Below are 18,884 nucleotides of genomic sequence, written 5' to 3'. Positions count from 1 at the left end.
TTTAAGGCTACTAAAAATTCACTCCAGCAATGCCGAAGTTTTTTTAAAACACATCAAGTATAAGCCTTAAACCTAGACAAGGCGTCTAAATAATAAAAAGGCGTCTAAGTTATAGATAGAAGAGTTTAATGTTGTATTTTACAAAAAAAACAGCCAACAATAACAAAGCATTGTTGGCTGTTTGTATCTTGGTCTCACGGCAACGCTACAGAGCCGATAACCTACACATAACTAGCGTTAAGAAATGATTAATCAACGCGATAATTAGGTGCTTCTTTGGTAATCTGCACATCATGGACATGAGATTCTTTCATACCTGCTGAAGTGACTTTGACAAACTGCGGCTTCGTACGCATCTCTTCAATGGTCGCACAACCAGTATAACCCATCGATGAACGTAGACCGCCCATCATCTGATTGACAATACCAGAAACTGGGCCTTTATAAGGTACGCGGCCTTCAATACCTTCTGGTACCAGTTTTTCTACCCCATCTTTGGCATCTTGGAAATAGCGATCTGATGAGCCGTTTTGACCTGACATCGCGCCCAAGCTTCCCATGCCGCGATAGGCTTTATAGTAGCGACCTTGGAATAGCTCAACCTCACCCGGCGCTTCTTCGGTACCCGCCATCAATGAGCCAACCATGATGCACGACGCACCGGCAGCAATGGCTTTGGCCATATCGCCTGAATAACGAATACCGCCATCAGCAATCAGTGGAATGCTGCCTTGTAGCGCGCTTGCGACACTATCGATTGCCGAGATTTGCGGCATACCAACACCCGCGATAATACGCGTGGTACAGATAGACCCAGGACCAATACCTACTTTAACGGCATCTGCACCGGCATCACGTAATGCTTTAGCGGCATCACCTGTGGCAATATTACCGCCGATAACCTGAACGTTTGGATAGTGCTTTTTAATCCAAGAAACTTTATCAATCACGCCTTTTGAGTGACCATGGGCAGTATCAACAACGATGATATCGACATCAGCGGCAATCAAAGCTTCAACACGGGCTTGGGTATCAGCGCCAGTACCGACAGCCGCACCAACGCGCAGGCGACCCTGCTCATCTTTACAAGCATTAGGGTTATTTTCTGCTTTAGAGAAATCATTGACCGTAATCAGACCACGCAAACGAAAATCATCATTAATCACAATCACTTTTTCGATACGGTGCTCGTGAAGAAGTTTTTTGATATTCTCGTTACTTTCACCTTCTTTAACAGTAACTAGCTGATCTTTTGGCGTCATGATATGGCTGACAGGTAATGATAAGTTGGTCTCAAAACGCCAATCACGATGAGTTACGATACCGATGACTTTATCGGTACCCTTCTCAACCACAGGTACCCCTGAGATATTGTTATCTTGAGTCAATCTTAACAGCTCACCGATGGTCATCTCTGGGTGCACGGTAATAGGATCGACAACTGTACCCGCTTCGAATTTTTTCACGCGACGTACTTGCATGGCCTGCTTATCGATATCCATGCTCTTGTGCAAAATACCCAAACCACCAAGCTGCGCCATAGTGATGGCCATCTCAGATTCAGTGACGGTATCCATCGCAGCCGAAATCATCGGTAAGTTTAAAGTGATATTTTTGGTTAGGCGGGTCGTTAAATCAGCAGCTTTTGGTAGGATTTCAGAATAAGCTGGTAATAATAAAACGTCATCAAAGGTTAAGGCTTCATCGACAATTCGCAACATACAGACCCCTAGTGGTGGTTATTTTGATGGGTGGGCAATGCAGTATCACGTCGATAAACAAAAGCTTTATCAAAATCAATACGCCAAAATAAAGCGGCTAGAATTGTGAAAAAACCATGAGGAACAAACCTTAAATACGGATATCACTCGGCATGTTATCTGTTTATCAGCGGTAATAAAATGCTTAGGAAAGTAGAGTTGCTAATATCGCGCTTCTAAACCTTCTAACATCTGATTACCCGACGCTTAATAACTGAATTATCCCTTAAAAATAACGCCATATTATAACAAATAAAGCAAGCCTTCGCATAACATATTTGTCAGCTTATTTTGCTAGATGATGCCTTTATTTTGCCATGCTCTTACATCGTTACTATGTTTCTGTTTTAACGATAAAACGTTCCGCTGGTAGATAATCCTTTTGTTCGCTATATAAGTAGCTTAGCATTTGCTCGCGTACTTCACATTCAAGTAACCAAGCATTGAGTGGACTATCGGACGCTTGGCTACAGCGTAGCTTGATAGTGGTCTCTGTTACCGATACCGTATACATCTCAGGCTCGGTGTCACTATCCCATAGCTCACTGTCTTTGACCAGCTCAATATATTTTTGTCGTATCGCTTCGATATTGGCGCCATAATCGACATATAAATAAATCACTGAGATTTGATGCGACTCGGTATGTGACCAGTTCTCGACAATCTCAGTGATAAAATGCCGCATCGGCACAATCAAACGGCGCTCATCCCAGGTTTTTAGTACCGCATAGGTATAACCCAAATCCTCGATTGTGCACCACTCGCCTTCCATCATCACCGTATCGCCGATACGCACCGGCTGGGTAATGGCGACTTGCATGCCTGCGATGATATTACCCAAGATAGGCTGGGCGGCAATACCTATCACCGCACCCGCAATCCCTGCCGAGGTGAGTAAGGTTTTACCCAAACCATCAATATTGGTAAATTCACTCAAACCTATCCAAATACCGCCTAAAATCATCACAAAGATAAAAACGCGGCGAAAAATAGACACATAGGTGCGGCGACTGCGGCCTTTATCAAACTGCTCTTCGCTTAAATTTTCGATTTGCAAATCTTTATAACGATTGGCAAAGAAATTAATGGCGCGTGTACCCAGCCACATAGCGCTCAGCACCAGCCCAATCCAAATAATGGGGCGTGTGGATGAGGCAAGCGCATCTAAGTAAGGAAAACCGCCCGATACCAAGGTATAAACAGCGGAAAAACTGATGGTAAACGTCAAAGGCACAGTCAGCTTATTGACCAAGTCCTCAACGCCGTTATGATGAATGGTGGCGAGCCGATTGCCCTCTTTGTCTAAAACGTACCAATTGAGCAGTTTACCAGCGGCTTTACTGAGCAACCAACCAGCACCCATGGTAAAGAAAAAGAACAAAAATAAAGCGATAAATTCCCAAATGGCAATGCCAAAGACTTTTAATTTGGTCCAGTCGGGCAAATAGCGCTCAAACTTGGCAGGCTGATATTGCTCATACAGCTTATTGATATTGGCGACCGTTTGCGCGGAAAACACCCAAAAAGGCGGGCTGTCATCGATACGTACGCGCTCAAGATGCAGCGGTACACGGCGATCTCGATAGTCGATATAACCCAACTGGATTGAGCGCCGAGGGATGCCTTGGATACTATTATTACTACCAAGCGGCGGTTCTATCAAACCATCAGGACGGTCAGGCAACTTATCAAACGCATACAGCTTTTTTTCCATTAGTAAAAAATCGAGCTGTTTGGCAAGCTCTATTGCTTGATTACGCTGCAACTCCTCGTCAATCAAGTTCATATTGAGTGCATAAGCGGCCAAATCATACTGCTGCTTGATAACTGCCGATTGAAAAAACTCTAGTGTTGCCAGTGGTGTCGATAAATTCGGTGGCTCAGATAGTGGCGGCAAGCCGACATTGAGCTTATTTAAGGCATAATAACTTTCGTTATAGTCGCCAGTCAGACCGGAATCACCCTGTAATACCCCCGCTTGCTGTTCGGTTTTTTTCTCAAACGGACTAATGACCTCCTCAGCAAGCGCAGAGACACTGACGCCCTCTTTTTTGAGCTTATCAATCCGTTGCGATGCATAGTCAACGATATTTTCTGGCGCGTCGGTGATGGGCGCAGGTGTTTCGTTTTGATTGTTGATCGTTGCATTGTCATTCGCTGAATGACTAGCCGCATAAGCCGGCAGATAGACAATAATTAGGATAATGACGGAAATACTGGAAATAAAATGACGTATGTTCAAATGCCTCACGGTTAATTTCTGCCTACCTTTAATAGTATTTAAATTCTTACAATCAAAAAAGTCAGCGTTGATTACATCGCTTATGTTAGAAGCTTGGATATTTTTAGCAATCAAAGACTGAGAGGAATGTTTCATACGTTAAGGTTCTAGGCTGATTAATGAAATGATTTAGTAGAGTTAAGCATTAATTTTGAATATAAGATAAAGCTAATGCACTGAACCAAAAAAAGCCAGCATAAAGCTGACTTAATTTGAGGGTAAAATGTTAATTGATACAATTGCTTATAGCTAGAATACGATTTAAGCACGGCGCCAAGTCGTACCCGCACGGCTGTCTTCAAGCTCAATTCCCGCATTCTTTAATTGCTCGCGTATCTCATCAGCACGGGCAAAGTTTTTATTGGTTTTGGCATCGGCACGCTCGGTGATTAATCCATCGATAGCGTCATCGGACAAACCGCCTTCTTGCGCCTCACCCACGACCGCTTGTAAAAACTGCTGTACCGGCAGCTGCAATATATTTAATGTCTGCGCCAAAGCTTTAAGCTGCTGCGCCAACTGCCATGCAGCCTCTGCATCTTCGCCTTTGAGCGCTTTATTAATGTCACGTGCCAGCCCAAATAATACGCTAATAGCCGTTGAGCTATTAAAATCATCATTCATGGCTTTGATAAAGTCTTGTCCTGCCGCGCTATCATAAGCAGAGTTTGTTAGCGCATCATCGATAGTGAGTGTTTGTCCTTTTTGCTGTTCAGCCGCTTTTAATGCTTGATATAATCTGCTTAGGCTATTATGCGCTTCATCTAAGGCTTTGTCTGAGAAGTTGACTTGGCTGCGATAGTGACTTGATAACAAGAAAAAGCGCACCGTTTCAGAATGATACTTGGCAATCACATCGCGAATGGTAAAGAAGTTATTTAGCGATTTGGACATCTTTTCGCCATCAACATTGATAAAGCCAACATGCATCCAATTACGTGCGTACTCGCAGCCCGTCGCGGCCTCAGATTGCGCTATCTCGTTTTCATGATGCGGAAACTGTAAGTCATGCCCGCCGCCGTGAATATCAAAGGTATCACCAAGGCATTTGGTTGACATCGCCGAGCATTCGATATGCCAGCCCGGACGCCCTTGACCCCACGGCGATGCCCATTGTGGCTCACTAGGTTTCGCCGCTTTCCACAATACAAAATCAAACGGATTGCGCTTGTCGTTTTCGACATCGACGCGTGAGCCCGCCTGCATATCATCCAAGTTACGCTTGGATAATTTACCATAATCTGGAAAGCTATCGACCGCATAATAGACATCGCCATTATCGCCAGCGTACGCATAGTCATTGCTGACCAAATTGCCAATCATCTGCTGCATCTCATCGATATAATCGGTCGCACGTGGCTCAGCATCGGGTGCTAAGCAGCCAAGGGCCGCAAAATCTTCATGCATCGCTGTGATAAAGCGCTGCGTTAATGCGCCAATTTCTTCGCCATTTTCGGCTGCGCGAGCGATGATTTTGTCATCTATATCGGTGATATTCCGCACATAATTAACCTCATAGCCCAATTGCTTAAGCCAACGCACCGCCATATCAAAAGCAACCACCACTCGCGCATGACCGATATGACAATAATCATAGACCGTCATTCCGCACACATACATGCGGACTTTACCCGCAACCAGCGGCTTAAATACCTGCTTGCGTCCGTTGAGTGAGTCATAAATGGCAAGCTGAGACATCGCGTCTGCAAGAGGTGTGGTCATAGTAAAAAAGCCTTTTGATAAAAAAGATAAGAGTGAAACGAAAATATTCTTACTGCACACTTAAATAATGAAAACGCTTATTTATAACAATATTTAGCGTCATTATTATTTTTGAAAAAGTAGCAGTATAAAACTTAACCCATTATCTTAGCGAAAATGCTCGTAAAATACTACAATGAGCGCATAACTAACATTCGCAATGCTAAAAAATACTGACTTTTTAACAAACACTAACCTTTAAGGATAAAACATGGGCAATCGTTTAAGCAAAATATATACACGTACTGGCGATGACGGTACCACAGGCATGGCAGATGGCAGCCGCGTGAGTAAAGCGGACAATCTATTTAGCGTCATGGGTGATGTCGATGAGCTCAACTCACATATTGGTTTGGTACGCGCGCAGTTGGCGCAAAACTCGACTGAAGCGACAAAAGAAGCCGACTTTGCCCAAGCATTAGTGATTATTCAGCATCTGCTATTTAATATCGGTGGCGAGCTTGCCATGCCAGAATATGAAGGCGTGAATAGCGCGCACATTGCATGGTTAGAGCAACAGATTGACGCGATGAATAGCACTTTGCCGGCGCTAAAAGATTTTATCCTACCAACAGGTTCAGTGTTGGTCAGCCAATTGCATGTCACCCGTACCGTCTGTCGCCGAGCTGAGCGTCAAGCGGTGCTATTGCAGCAGCAGCGACCAGAAGCCATTCGTCCAACAGCAGTTAGCTTTATCAATCGCCTGTCTGATTGGCTGTTCGTCGCTGCGCGTTTTTGCACCGACCCTGAGCAAGTTTCTGAAGTGCTATGGGACAGTCAAGTATTACAAAAATTCGCTGAGAATAAATAGTTTAGCTTTTACTGACTGCTAAAAATTAACCGCTAAAAATCCATTCAAGCAAAAAGCCCGCGACTTACGATAGTTGCGGGCTTTTGAATTTCAAACGCTAGGCTTAAACAATAGAAACTGACTTCTTATAAATAATTAATAAGTCGCGTCTTTATCTTCGATAATCACCATATCGATACTGTCATCTTTAGGGACTGACTTAGGTGCAGCTGGAGTCGCAGGCGCTGTAGTACTAGGCGTTGGGGCAGCTTGGTTATTGCTTTGATTATCCTGATTACTCGTGTTCTGGCTACTGTTTTGACTGCTGCTATTTTGATTGACAGTCGGTGGCGTCGCAGGCTCAGCTGGACGTACAGGGGCCGCTGGCGTTACCGGTCTTGGTTGGCGAGTTTGGTTTTCGGTATTGTTTTGTGCCGCTTGACGGCGGCGTTCGGCTGCTTGCGCGGCACGCTGCTCTTCTAGCGCTGTCTGAAAGGCTGAGCCTGCCACTACTTCTGATACCACGGTCAGCAGTGCTGGCTGTCCAGCGATACGCGTACGTACTTGACCGCCTTGGGTACCAACAACATACGTAAAGGCATCGTCAACGAGCATGTTATTATTGATACGGATATTATCATTGGCTAGGCGTGATTGTAAGCTTGGCTGATTGTTAGCGGATTGCAGCTGGCTGGCTTGGTATAAGTCTTCACTTGGCAGAGTCATGCTGACACTCGCCTGACAGGTAGTCATACCATTATCATTTGTAGCTTGTAATACCGCAGCGTTTTGTACATCGATGACGATACCATTGGTTTTACCACTGACAACGCCACCATTTAAAGCAATTTCAGCATCGTTAGCGTAACTTGCTGCCAAGGTTTGCGCTTGTTGATTGAGCGTATTTTTTAAGGCTGATTTGAGGCGATCTTGTACCATTGGATCATCACAACTTACCGCTGTAGCAGCAGCGTTTTCGTTAGTGGCGGCCTCTTCGGTTAGCTCGGCAGTTTCTGTGGTCTCTTCTTTTTCTGAGCGGTTACAGCCTGTAAGTACCAAACTACAGGCGATACCAATACCAGCAACCTTATACCACTTGCTCAAACTCTTATTTGCTACGCTCATCTTTTTTTGCTCCAATTTCCTGATTCGTACCGCCAATGACGGCCAGTGTTTTAACATTCAAAAACTTACACGCGCATCATGACATTTAAATGGTAACGACGGTATAGTAAAGATTGCCATGCAATTTTTGAAAACCACGTTATTATACGGCGTTTGATTTAAATGGTCATCAGTGTAGCCTATTGATATACAAATAACGTCCAACATTGTGTACAAAACCTTGCTTTGGTTGCAAAAAAGCTACAAAGACATATTTTATGTCGTAGCTGCAACTCATAACTACACTATCTAAGTAATGCTTCTGTTCTCAGATAAATATTTTATTAGACCCCATTTTGCAGAGACGATATGATAGCGATAAGAATTTTTGATAGCTATTAATAATGATAAATTTTAAAAATACCCTTTTATTGGGCCATCGCGGCGCACGCGGTGAAGCGCTAGAAAACACCTTAGCAGGCTTTAAAGTGGCGCAAAACCTACAAAGCGCGGGTTTGATAGGCGTTGAATTTGATGTGCAATTAAGCGCCGATGGTCACTTGCTGGTCTTTCATGATGATAATTTACTACGCATGTGCGCCCAACAATCCTGCATTGACCAGTTGAGTCTTGCCGAGATTGGGCGCTATTTGCAGTCCGGTCATCAGATTACCCCTTTGGCCGAAATAGCATCCGTGCTAAAAGGTTTTGGCTATATTGAGCTTGAAATTAAGACGCATGAGCGCACGGATTACGGCAAATTAATAAAGGCATTAATGCAAGATTTAATCGATAGTCCTCTTGCCAGCTTGCCTATAGCGCTGACCAGCTTCGATGTCGAATTACACGCAAGGCTGCAACGCAATAAAACCTTACAACACATTCCGCGTGGCTTACTGATTCGCACCCCTAAAACTTTGCTAAGCGCACCGCAAACTGCCCTGCAACTTGGCTGCGTCCAGCTAGGTATTCACTATCTATTGCTGACTCAAGCAGTCATTAAGCACTGTCATCGTTATCACTTACCAGTCAGCGCGTGGACCGTCAATGATAGCGAAACGATTAAACAACTTATTACGTGGCAAGTCGACGTCATCATCACCGATTATCCAACCTATTTTCTCACGCGCTAAGTAAGTGAACTTCTTACCTATCTTTTTGTCATATTTCAAAAAACTTGCTTGAAAATGGCTGAAAAAAGCCAGCTAATTAATTGGCTCGATAGTCATTTATACATTTCTATCGCACACATATTTATCTTTTTACTTACACTATCACTTAATTGCTGATAAGTAAGGGATTATTTGGGTTAATCACTACCATAACTCCTACAAGTTATTGTTATTTAGCAATATTTTTCTAGTGTATAACTGTTCACTTTACTAGTCTTTTAGGGTAATATGGAGGCTGAAATTAATATCATTAGGAATATTACATGATTGCTAAAAAAGTAATAGGCTTACCACTTAAGGGCTTGCGTTTCGCCATGAAGTCGGGTGATACGCTTATACAGCATGCTGGCACTCAGGCGCTGCGCGTGAAGACGTGGCTTGATACTGGCAAAAGCAAAACTGATGAGGCTGCCGATACGCAGTTTGCGACGACGAGCGGTTATAAAGATGCCAATGCAGTCGCTAACTATGAGGGTATCGATCCGCTTGAGCTTGAATTTCAAAAGTCGCCAATCAACTTGGTTCCAGCGATTTTTCTAATTGCGACGCCTATTGCTGCTGCCGTCATTACGCCATGGTACCTGTTGACCCATCAAGTTAGTGCGCCGGTTTGGGGTGTATTTGGTGCCTTTATGGTGTGGACCGGTATTAGTATCACTGCAGGCTATCACCGCCTATTGTCGCATCGCGCTTATAAAGCCCATCCCTTGGTAAAAAACTTCCTATTACTTGGCTCAACCCTTGCGGTTCAAGGCTCTGCCTTTGACTGGGTATCAGGCCACCGTACGCATCATCGTCATGTTGATGACCGCATGGAAGATCCTTATTCAGCAAGACGTGGTTTTTGGTTCAGTCATATCGGTTGGATGTTACGCAATTATCCTAGTGGTCGCTTTGATTATAAAAACATTCCTGATTTGACCAAAGATAAAGTGCTACAGATTCAGCATAAATACTATGGTTTATGGGTACTGGCTACCAACGTTGCGATGGTTGCGGCAATTGGTTGGTTAATAGGTGACGTGTGGGGCACGCTCGTATTGGCAGGTCTACTGCGCTTGGTACTGACCCACCACTTTACCTTCTTTATTAACTCGCTATGCCACATGTTTGGTACGCGTCCTTATACGGATACCAATAGTGCACGCGATAACTTTTTCCTTGCTATCTTTACGTGGGGTGAGGGTTATCATAACTATCATCACTTCTTCCAATACGACTATCGTAATGGCGTGAAATGGTGGCAATATGATCCAACTAAATGGCTTATCTTGGGCTTATCTAAACTTGGGCTAACCAGTGAATTACGCACGGTTGACGACACCACCATTAAGCATGCTGAAGTGCAAATGCAGTTCAAAAAGGCTCAACAGCAGATTGATAGTGTTACTGCGAACGGTCTAGATATTCCACATGCGATGAAGAGTTTCCAAGATCGTATCAAGTTTGAATACGAAGCCTTTACGCAAACGGTCGAAGAATGGCAAGCGCTAAAAGCCAAAACTATTGAGCTAAAAAAGACCGAGTTTGCTGATCGCCTGCATGAAGTTGAAGAGATGCTAAAGCACGACTATGCCAAAGTTGAGCAAAAAATACTGGCGCATAATAGCAATCTAAAAACGGCGTTTCGCTCTATCGGTCAAAGTCCAAAAGCCGCTTAAGCCTTTATAGATTTATTGTTTTACTTTTTATTGTACGTTTCTCCTGCCCTCTATCTGTAAAGATAGGGGGCTTTTTTCGGCCATGAGTTGTGCGCTACTCGTTTACGCACTCATTATTTCTGCTCACTCATTGTTTATACAGCAATTACAAGAGATGGACAGAGTGAAACGCGGCATTATTAAGGCTATGCTATAGTAAGTTTATTACTCTCTTTACACGCTTTCATTACTCGCTTTTAACCTTAAGTTTTTATATTAAAAATACATACCTCTATATTGGAACGCACCTATGCGCTATCAAAATACTTACGTCACATTAGATACTCGCCTTTATCATGAACAGCAGCCGACACCGCTTGACAATCCGCGCGCTGGTCACTTTAACACCGAAGTTGCCAAGCAATTAGGCTGGCTCGATGACGATGAGCTGATGGCGCGTTGGGTTGAAATATTAGGGGGTCAATACGTGCCAGCTGAGTTTCGACCGCTGTCGATGGCCTATGCTGGTCACCAGTTCGGACAGTGGGCCGGACAATTGGGCGATGGGCGCGGTTTACTCATGGCGCAAGTGCTCGATAATAATGATAAATTACAAGATTTACATTTAAAGGGCATTGGTCTGACCCCCTACTCTCGCATGGGCGATGGGCGCGCGGTGTTACGTAGTACCATTCGCGAGTATTTATGCGGACATGCGTTGACGCAGCTTGGCATTCCTTCGTCTAATGCTTTAGGATTTGTGGTGTCTGATACACGTGTCCGCCGTGAGCGTATGGAAGCAGGCGCGGCATTGATGCGCGTCGCTGACAGTCATATTCGCCTCGGTCATGTTGAGTGGATTGCAAGCTTTGCGCCCGACTTACTTGGCGAGTTTACCGACTATATGATTGATACATACTATCCAGAATGCCGTGATAGTGAAGCGCCTGTCTTAGCATTTTTACAAGCGGTGGTTGAGCGAACCGCACGTATGATTGCCGATTGGCAATTGATTGGCTTTGCCCATGGGGTGATGAATACTGATAACTTATCGATTACGGGCAGTACCTTAGACTTTGGTCCGTTTGGTTTTATGGAGCGCTTTAACCCTGCGTGGATTAACAATCACTCCGACCATACTGGTCGTTATGCCTATCAAAACCAACCTGCTATCGGTCATTGGAACTTAAATATTTGGCTCCCGCACTTTATGCGCTTAAATGGTGTAACACGCGATACCTTGGCTGATTGCCTAGCGCCGTATGAAGCGACCTTTATGCAGCATTACCAGCAAGGACTCTGCCGTAAGCTTGGGCTGCCTCACACTAAAGAAAGTTTGACCCTTGCTTTTGAGTGGTTAACCTTGTTAGAAGACAATTTGCTCGACTATAGCAACAGTTTCCGCGCGCTATTGGGTTTGGTCGCGCCAAATGAATATCCGTATGAGCAAGAATTGCTGGCAAAAATGACTGCTGAGTTTAATAATGAGGCACAGCACGTTTGGCAACAATGGTCAACAAGGTATTTAGCAGCGCTAGAGCCGTTATCTAGCGAAGCCTCTATTGAACAAATGCATAGCAATAATCCGGTTTATGTACTACGTAATAGTGTGGCACAGCGCGCGATTACGGTGGCGGAACAAGGCCAATTTGAAGAGTTAAATCGAGTCTTTGACTTACTTGCCAATCCTTACAACGTCCAAGACATCGCCACTGAGCTCGATACCATGCCGCCCGCGCCACATGCGCCGCAAATGCCAATCAGCTGTTCTTCGTAAGAGAATACGGACAAGCTGCTATTCTGTAATGTTTTGAAACATTAGGCAATTATGGTTGATATCGAGGGGCGTTTTTTGCCATTATCAAACAGCGAAATAACGAATATCATTTTATTATATTATTCACCTAATTGAGATGACTTGACTAGGCAGTGAAATACCAATAGTGCTAGAATAACGCTTCCTGTGAGATTGCTGTTTTTACGCTGATGTCTAGTCGCCGAGCACGACCTTTTTAGTATAAATGTGCCTTAATTATCATAGTCATGATAATGAAGCATAGACATTGGTTTTTATCACCATTTACTTTATTCCAATTATTCCAACCATGGCAATTATTATGAATGACGATATCACTTTGAATACGGACACCCCTACTACGGAAAAAGAGCAGTTTGAACAATCTGCCTTACACTACCATGAGTTTCCGCGCCCCGGTAAAATCTCAGTTACGCCTATCAAGCAACTGGCCAACCAACGTGATTTGGCACTTGCTTACTCTCCAGGGGTTGCGATACCTTGTCTTGAGATTCAAAGAGATCCAGCGTTAGCGGCTAAATATACTGCTCGTAGCAACTTGGTTGGCGTGATAACCAACGGTACTGCGGTGCTTGGTTTAGGGAATATTGGTCCATTGGCCTCTAAACCTGTCATGGAAGGTAAAGGGGTTTTATTCAAAAAATTTGCTGGTATTGACGTTTTTGATATTGAAATTGCCCAAAATGATCCAGATAAGTTCATCGAAGCCGTCGCCTCGCTTGAGCCTACTTTTGGTGGTATTAACCTTGAAGACATCAAAGCCCCAGAATGTTTCAAAATCGAGCGCGAATTGCGTGAGCGCATGAACATTCCGGTATTCCATGATGACCAGCACGGTACCTCAATCATTGTTGCCGCAGCGATGCTAAACGCTTTACTTATCACTGGCAAAAAAATCGAAGAGATTAAAGTGGTCTGCTCTGGCGCAGGTGCGGCAGCTATATCTTGCTTGGATATCATTTGTGCGCTTGGCGTAGATAGAAACAATATCTTTGTATCAGATTCACGCGGTATCATTACCACCAGCCGTGAAAACCTTGATGAAACCAAGCAGCGTTATGCGCGCAATACTACCGCCACTACCATCGAAGAAGTGATGGATGATGTCGATATGTTCTTAGGCCTATCAATGCCTGGCACCTTAACTGAAGACATGGTGCGCCGTATGGCAAAAGACCCAATCGTCTTTGCCCTTGCCAACCCAACGCCTGAAATCATGCCAGAAGTGGCGCACGCCGTACGTCCAGACGTTATCATGGCAACCGGTCGCTCAGATTATCCAAACCAAGTAAACAACGCGCTATGCTTCCCTTATATCTTCCGCGGTGCACTTGACGTTGGGGCGACAGCGGTTAATGAAGAGATGAAAATCGCTTGCGTAAAAGCCATCGCGGCTATGGCGCATGTTGAAGCGACACCAATGAATAACGTGAAAAACGTTGAGAGTACGCCAAGCTTTGGCCGTGATTACCTTATCCCAGGCCCTCTTGAGCCAAACCTAATCATCGAAATCGCCTCTGCGGTTGCCAAAGCGGCGATGGATTCTGGCGTAGCAACCCTGCCTATCTCTGATATGAAAGCCTATCGTCAACGCTTGTCTGAGTTTGTTTATAACTCAGCGTTCGTGATGAAGCCTATCTTTGCCCGCGCGAAAGCCGATCCTAAACGCATTGTTTACTGTGAAGGCGAAGACCGCAACGTACTGCTTGCCGTACAAGTGGTCGTTGATGAGCAATTGGCGCATCCAATCTTGGTTGGTCGCCCTGCCATCATTGAAAAGAACATTGAAAGATTGGCGCTGCGTCTAAAAGATGGCGAAAACATCACCATTATTAATCAAGACGATGATCCACGCTATAAAGACTACTGGCAAGGCTACTACGAGAAAAATAAACGTAATGGTGTCAGTATTGAGCTTGCGCGCCGTGATGTCCGCCGTAAGACTTCTTTAATCGGTGCCCTACTGGTTGAAAACGGTGATGCTGATGGCATGATTTGTGGTACTTTTAGCTACTATCATCTGCATTTAAAATACGTCAGCCGAGTTATCGACAAAAAAGCAGGCGTCAGCGATTTTTATGCGATGAACGCGGTATTGATGCAAGATCGTAATATCTTTATTGCCGACACTTACATCCATGAAGACCCAACGGCTGAGCAGTTGGCTGAAATGACGGTACTTGCAGCCGATCAGTTACGTCACTTTAATATTACGCCGCGTGTGGCTTTGGTTTCGCATTCAAACTTTGGTACCTCAGACCGCGAAAGCGCAGTAAAAATGCGTCGAGTGTATGAGCTACTGACAGAAATGAATGTGGACTTTGACTTCGACGGTGAGATGCAAGGGGATGCAGCACTTGATGAGCATATCCGTGCCAATGACTTACCATCAAGCAACCTAAAAGGCTCAGCAAACTTGCTTATCTTGCCAACGCTTGATTCAGCAAATATTGCTTTCAACCTACTAAAAACGGCAACTGGCAGTGCGTCTATTGGACCTATTTTGCTAGGCGCGAGCAAACCTGTGCATATCCTAACTCCATCAGCGACAGCACGCCGTGTGGTCAATATGACAGCGCTTGCAGTTACTGAAGCTCAAGACTTAATCAATGAGCAAAAATAGTCGTTTATGTCATATATAAACGCCTTATTACGACGGTCTTCTAGCGTTCATTTATAGAAACCGTCTGCTATACTAAAACCAGTCAATACTTATATCGGTGTTGACTGGTTCTTTTTGGGTAGAATAATATGGCAAATATTGAATAATTATAAAGAGACTATTATGCAAGTGTATCTCGTCGGCGGCGCTGTCCGTGACCAATTATTGGGTCGTCCTATCAAAGACAAGGATTTTGTCGTCGTTGGCGCGACGGTCGCAGATATGCTGGAAGCAGGATTTCAGCAAGTGGGCGCAGACTTTCCAGTATTTTTGCATCCTATTAGTCATGAAGAGTATGCGCTGGCGCGTACAGAACGCAAACAAGGGCGGGGCTATCAAGGCTTTAGCGTACATGCCAGCCCTGATGTGACGTTACGTGAAGACTTACAACGTCGCGACTTGACCGTCAACGCTATGGCAATAGAAGTTAAAAGCCTTATGGATGATACGCCGATAAGTGGCGACGTTGTCGATTACTATGGCGGTTTGAACGACATTCATAGCAAAACCTTGCGTCATGTATCAAGCGCGTTTAGTGAAGACCCATTACGGGTACTGCGCACCGCCCGTTTTTATGGCCGCTATTATGATTTGGGCTTTAGTATTGCCGATGAAACCTTGCTATTGATGCGTGAGTTGGTGCGTTCAGGCGAGCTTGCGCATCTAAGTAGTGAGCGTATTTGGCAAGAATCGAGCCGTGCTATGATGCAAGTATCGCCGCAGGTATATTGGCAACAGCTGTTTGAGATTGGGGCGTTGACGGAGTATTTTGCTCCACTACAGCAAGTTTGGAATGATAAACAGTACGATCAAATACGAGAGATTGTACAAACCGCATTGTATTTCGCCGGTCAAATGCAATTAAATTTATCGCAGCGCTGGGCGTTATTAATGGCCAGTCTGAACACAGATTTATTTACTTTAAACTCTACAGAAACTCTTTCGGTTAATATAGAGGCAGCGGTTAAAGGTATTCATGGGATAGGAAACAGTACAAAGGTGCCAAAAGCGCATAGCCAGTTTGCCACTTTATTTGTGCAGCAAGCGAAAAATCTTAGCCGCATAGACCAGCTGAGCGCCGCCGAGAAAATCGATCTTATTCAAGCTTGTAGCGCTCATAAAGCGCCGGATAAACTGTCGCAGCTTTTGGTCACCAGTCATGTTTTAAAATTGGCGATACAGCACCGCCAAATGATGCTCGCCTTAAATAGCTTTCATGCTATTAGCATGGATAATATTGACCAGAATCTAAAAGGTCCAGCGATTGGCGAAGCATTACGCCAACGTAGAATTGAGCATTTACAAACACAACCTGTCTTGTAGACAAGCACTTTCAACTAGCAATTTATAGTCAGTGCAAAATAAAAGCGACACGTTATAGATTTTTGCGACTGGTATAAATTTTCCTTGCTTGCTGTTATCACAGAGGCTACGAAAAATTCATCCCAGTCGCACTGTATCGATTTTAGAGCAATTCTACTATACATAATAAAAACACCTTTAATATGAACCAAGAATTTAGCTTAAGCCAATCAAAATATTCTAATACCTCAGCGCCCGTAATGGTAGTCACCGGTGGCGCTAAGCGTATTGGTGCAGCTATTGTTCGTGCCGCCCATGAGCAAGGCTACCGCGTCATTATTCATTGTCATCATAGTGAGCAAGAAGCCAATGTCCTAGCGGATGCGCTGAATAACAGTCGCCCTGATAGCGCGGTCGTCATCATCACAGATTTGGCAGTTGTTAATAATAGTCAGACACTACAGCGATTTACTCGCAACATTATGCAAGCTTTTGGCCAGCTTGATGTCCTAGTGCATAACGCCTCTCGCTTTTACCCAAGTCCGCTTGGTAATATCAATCACGCTCAGTGGGATGAATTATTTTTAACCAACGCCAAAGCGCCTTTATTATTAAGCCAAGCCTTATATCCTTATTTAAGGACACAGCAGGGCTGCATCATTAGCCTACTCGATATCCATGCGCATAATAAACCTTTTAAAAATTATGCCGTCTACAATATGGCAAAGGCGGCGCATCGAATGATGGTACAGTCTTTAGCGCTTGATATGGCACCTGAGGTACGCGTCAATGGCGTCGCTCCCGGCGTCAATATCTTGCCAGAAGCAGATAGCGACCAAGCACTTCACCCGCAGCAGCAAAAAAGCATCATCGACTCTATTCCTATGCAGCGGATAGGCAAGCCTGAGGAAATCGCCCATAGTGTGCTTTATTTGGCTCGGGCAAGTTATGTGACTGGTGAAATAATTGCCGTCGATGGTGGTCGTAGCCTGACATTGGCTGGCGGTCATGTTTAGCAGAGAACTAATGTTTTACTAAAAAAATCGGTAATACTTTCTATCTTTTACTTGAAAATATATAAAAATCAGGTATCATTGTGCGTCTAAAGGGCCCATAGCTCAGTTGGTTAGAGCAGAGGACTCATAATCCTTTGGTCGTAGGTTCAAGTCCTACTGGGCCCACCAAATTAAAACCCTTACAGTCATTGACTTGTAAGGGTTTTTTATTGTTTAAAATTCATGTGAACGCATTGATGTAATTAATTTTTTGATACTATCTTGATACTTTGACCCTTGTAGTAATTAAAGTATGATGACTACTAACACTATGTGTAGTGGCTGAAACATTACCGTTGTTATCTACTATCTTCTTAACGGCTTCTGCTTTAAATTCTGTGCTATAAGTTCTGGTTTTCTTCGTCATGGTAAACTCCTCATCGGGTCGTTAGTTTACCAAGTTTATCTCTACGGTTTCTTCAGCATAACTCAGATTTGGCTATAACTACTCTCCAGTTAATGATTCATAAGTAATTACACATTTTTAGGGAGCTCTCTAGAAATTATATTTGGCCATTATTTCAACTTGCTGACCTTCTTTTACTGATGATAACGTCTTATCGCTTCGATCTCTCCATTCAATACCAAAATCCAAATCGGGTAAATAATTATAGATAAGGTTGATGCTTTTTACATTTACAGAGGTATCAGACGCATCATCGACATTGATCTCACCATAACGCAGGTTACTAAAAAGCTTCTCGGTAAATTTATGTCTATAGCCTACCGTAAAGCCAGTTTGCGATATAAGCTTGCCGTCTTCTGCATCACAATCTGAAGCACCGGTCGACCCAAGGTCTTTTCCGACACATACTGTAGAATAAGCTCCCATCCCTTTACCGTTGTATACGCTCGCATGTAATGAGTCATTACCCAGTTTGAGTTTACCAGCTAAAGAAGCACCGACGCCTACATCTGAATCGTTTCCATTTTTAGCCTCACGCGCCGTGACCGCCACATTATAGCTAAGATCAGATATGTTATTTTTATAGCTGACCACCATATCAGGCAGGTTGGCTTCATGATAAACAGGGTTTTGAGCTGTAAAACGAAGCCCCTTATGAGTGTAATGTACAGTTAAATCTGGACGAATATCAGCGCCGCCACCAGAGATGGTGCCCAATCCCGTACCTTTAAAGTCGAGCTGTTCAGTTAAAAGTGGGTAGACCGCTAAGAACTGGCCATTCCATGTCTTACCTACGGTCAAATCATCGAGCTGAACATACGCATGGCGCAGCCGTAAGTCTGAACCACCATTTGCAGCATTGCCATAAAAATCCCCTTCAATAAAACCCGTTAGTTTTTTATCCTCTACGTTCTTGGTGGTTTTGAGATTAATTCGAGTTTGCCGTGCATTGCCTTTGAACTCAGACTCGCCTTCATCTGGAGAATAAAAGATACCTTCGGCTTTAACATAACCACCGATACTTAAAGTGGTGTCCCCATTTGTGACAAGCTCTATGGCTTGTGCCTGTACGCATGCCCCAAGGACAACCAAACCAAAAGACAAATTTTTGATATAAAGCATGATCTATACATTC

The 18,884-nt window shown here is 44.1% G+C and carries 13 protein-coding genes and 1 tRNA gene; 8 read left to right on the top strand and 6 right to left on the bottom strand.

Annotated elements, in window-relative coordinates; genetic code table 11:
• Positions 1 to 248: 248 nt before the first annotated feature.
• The 3 genes from guaB to cysS form a co-directional block, all read right to left on the bottom strand.
• Positions 249 to 1,721 (bottom strand): IMP dehydrogenase, encoded by a 1,473-nt coding sequence (gene guaB, locus RAH45_RS05420; protein WP_068405659.1) that lies wholly within the window; start codon positions 1,719 to 1,721, stop codon positions 249 to 251.
• A 373-nt stretch (positions 1,722 to 2,094) separates the two neighbouring features.
• Positions 2,095 to 4,137 carry a mechanosensitive ion channel family protein gene (locus RAH45_RS05415; RefSeq protein WP_306495756.1) on the bottom strand — a complete coding sequence of 681 codons (2,043 nt, stop codon included), beginning with the start codon at positions 4,135 to 4,137 and terminating at the stop codon, positions 2,095 to 2,097.
• A gap of 165 nt (positions 4,138 to 4,302) precedes the next feature.
• Positions 4,303 to 5,763, bottom strand: a complete 1,461-nt coding sequence (gene cysS, locus RAH45_RS05410; RefSeq protein WP_306495754.1) for a cysteine--tRNA ligase — start codon at positions 5,761 to 5,763, stop codon at positions 4,303 to 4,305.
• Positions 5,764 to 6,013: 250 nt separating this feature from the next.
• Between cysS and RAH45_RS05405 the strand changes: the two genes are divergently transcribed.
• A complete protein-coding gene (locus tag RAH45_RS05405; protein WP_306495752.1) occupies positions 6,014 to 6,613 on the top strand; it encodes a cob(I)yrinic acid a,c-diamide adenosyltransferase in 600 nt (199 codons plus the stop codon).
• 135 nt (positions 6,614 to 6,748) lie between these two features.
• On the opposite strand, the gene RAH45_RS05400 is transcribed toward RAH45_RS05405, so the two are convergent.
• On the bottom strand, positions 6,749 to 7,717 hold the full coding sequence (locus tag RAH45_RS05400) for a hypothetical protein (protein ID WP_191691582.1): 969 nt from the start codon (positions 7,715 to 7,717) through the stop codon (positions 6,749 to 6,751).
• 383 nt (positions 7,718 to 8,100) lie between these two features.
• Between RAH45_RS05400 and RAH45_RS05395 the strand changes: the two genes are divergently transcribed.
• From RAH45_RS05395 to RAH45_RS05365, 7 genes are all read left to right on the top strand, one after another.
• Positions 8,101 to 8,829 carry a glycerophosphodiester phosphodiesterase gene (locus tag RAH45_RS05395; protein WP_191691580.1) on the top strand — a complete coding sequence of 243 codons (729 nt, stop codon included), beginning with the start codon at positions 8,101 to 8,103 and terminating at the stop codon, positions 8,827 to 8,829.
• 302 nt (positions 8,830 to 9,131) lie between these two features.
• The gene (locus tag RAH45_RS05390; RefSeq protein WP_306495751.1) at positions 9,132 to 10,529 is read left to right on the top strand and encodes an acyl-CoA desaturase; all 1,398 of its coding nucleotides are present in this window, start codon (positions 9,132 to 9,134) and stop codon (positions 10,527 to 10,529) included.
• Positions 10,530 to 10,818: 289 nt separating this feature from the next.
• The gene (locus tag RAH45_RS05385) at positions 10,819 to 12,285 is read left to right on the top strand and encodes a protein adenylyltransferase SelO (protein WP_191691578.1); all 1,467 of its coding nucleotides are present in this window, start codon (positions 10,819 to 10,821) and stop codon (positions 12,283 to 12,285) included.
• 340 nt (positions 12,286 to 12,625) lie between these two features.
• Positions 12,626 to 14,947: an NADP-dependent malic enzyme gene (locus RAH45_RS05380; RefSeq protein WP_191691576.1), complete on the top strand. Its 2,322-nt coding sequence runs from the start codon at positions 12,626 to 12,628 to the stop codon at positions 14,945 to 14,947.
• A 162-nt stretch (positions 14,948 to 15,109) separates the two neighbouring features.
• Complete coding sequence (locus RAH45_RS05375) at positions 15,110 to 16,309, top strand: tRNA nucleotidyltransferase/poly(A) polymerase-related protein (RefSeq protein WP_306495750.1); 1,200 nt, start codon at positions 15,110 to 15,112, stop codon at positions 16,307 to 16,309.
• Between the two features lie 182 nt (positions 16,310 to 16,491).
• Positions 16,492 to 17,304 (top strand): pteridine reductase, encoded by an 813-nt coding sequence (locus RAH45_RS05370; protein ID WP_198328143.1) that lies wholly within the window; start codon positions 16,492 to 16,494, stop codon positions 17,302 to 17,304.
• Between the two features lie 91 nt (positions 17,305 to 17,395).
• Positions 17,396 to 17,472, top strand: a tRNA-Ile gene (locus tag RAH45_RS05365).
• Positions 17,473 to 17,560: 88 nt separating this feature from the next.
• Here RAH45_RS05365 and RAH45_RS13750 read toward each other — a convergent pair.
• Positions 17,561 to 17,710 carry a hypothetical protein gene (locus tag RAH45_RS13750; RefSeq protein ID WP_369958304.1) on the bottom strand — a complete coding sequence of 50 codons (150 nt, stop codon included), beginning with the start codon at positions 17,708 to 17,710 and terminating at the stop codon, positions 17,561 to 17,563.
• Positions 17,711 to 17,839: 129 nt separating this feature from the next.
• Positions 17,840 to 18,871, bottom strand: coding sequence for a DcaP family trimeric outer membrane transporter (locus tag RAH45_RS05355; RefSeq protein ID WP_306495748.1), 1,032 nt, complete (start codon positions 18,869 to 18,871; stop codon positions 17,840 to 17,842).
• Between the last annotated feature and the right edge of the window lie 13 nt (positions 18,872 to 18,884).

The organism is Psychrobacter sp. van23A, from assembly GCF_030845275.1.
In the GTDB taxonomy this organism is placed as follows: Bacteria; Pseudomonadota; Gammaproteobacteria; order Pseudomonadales; family Moraxellaceae; genus Psychrobacter; species Psychrobacter faecalis.
The sequence above is the reverse complement of the archived record's forward strand: the minus strand, read 5'-3'. Positions and strand labels throughout refer to the sequence as shown.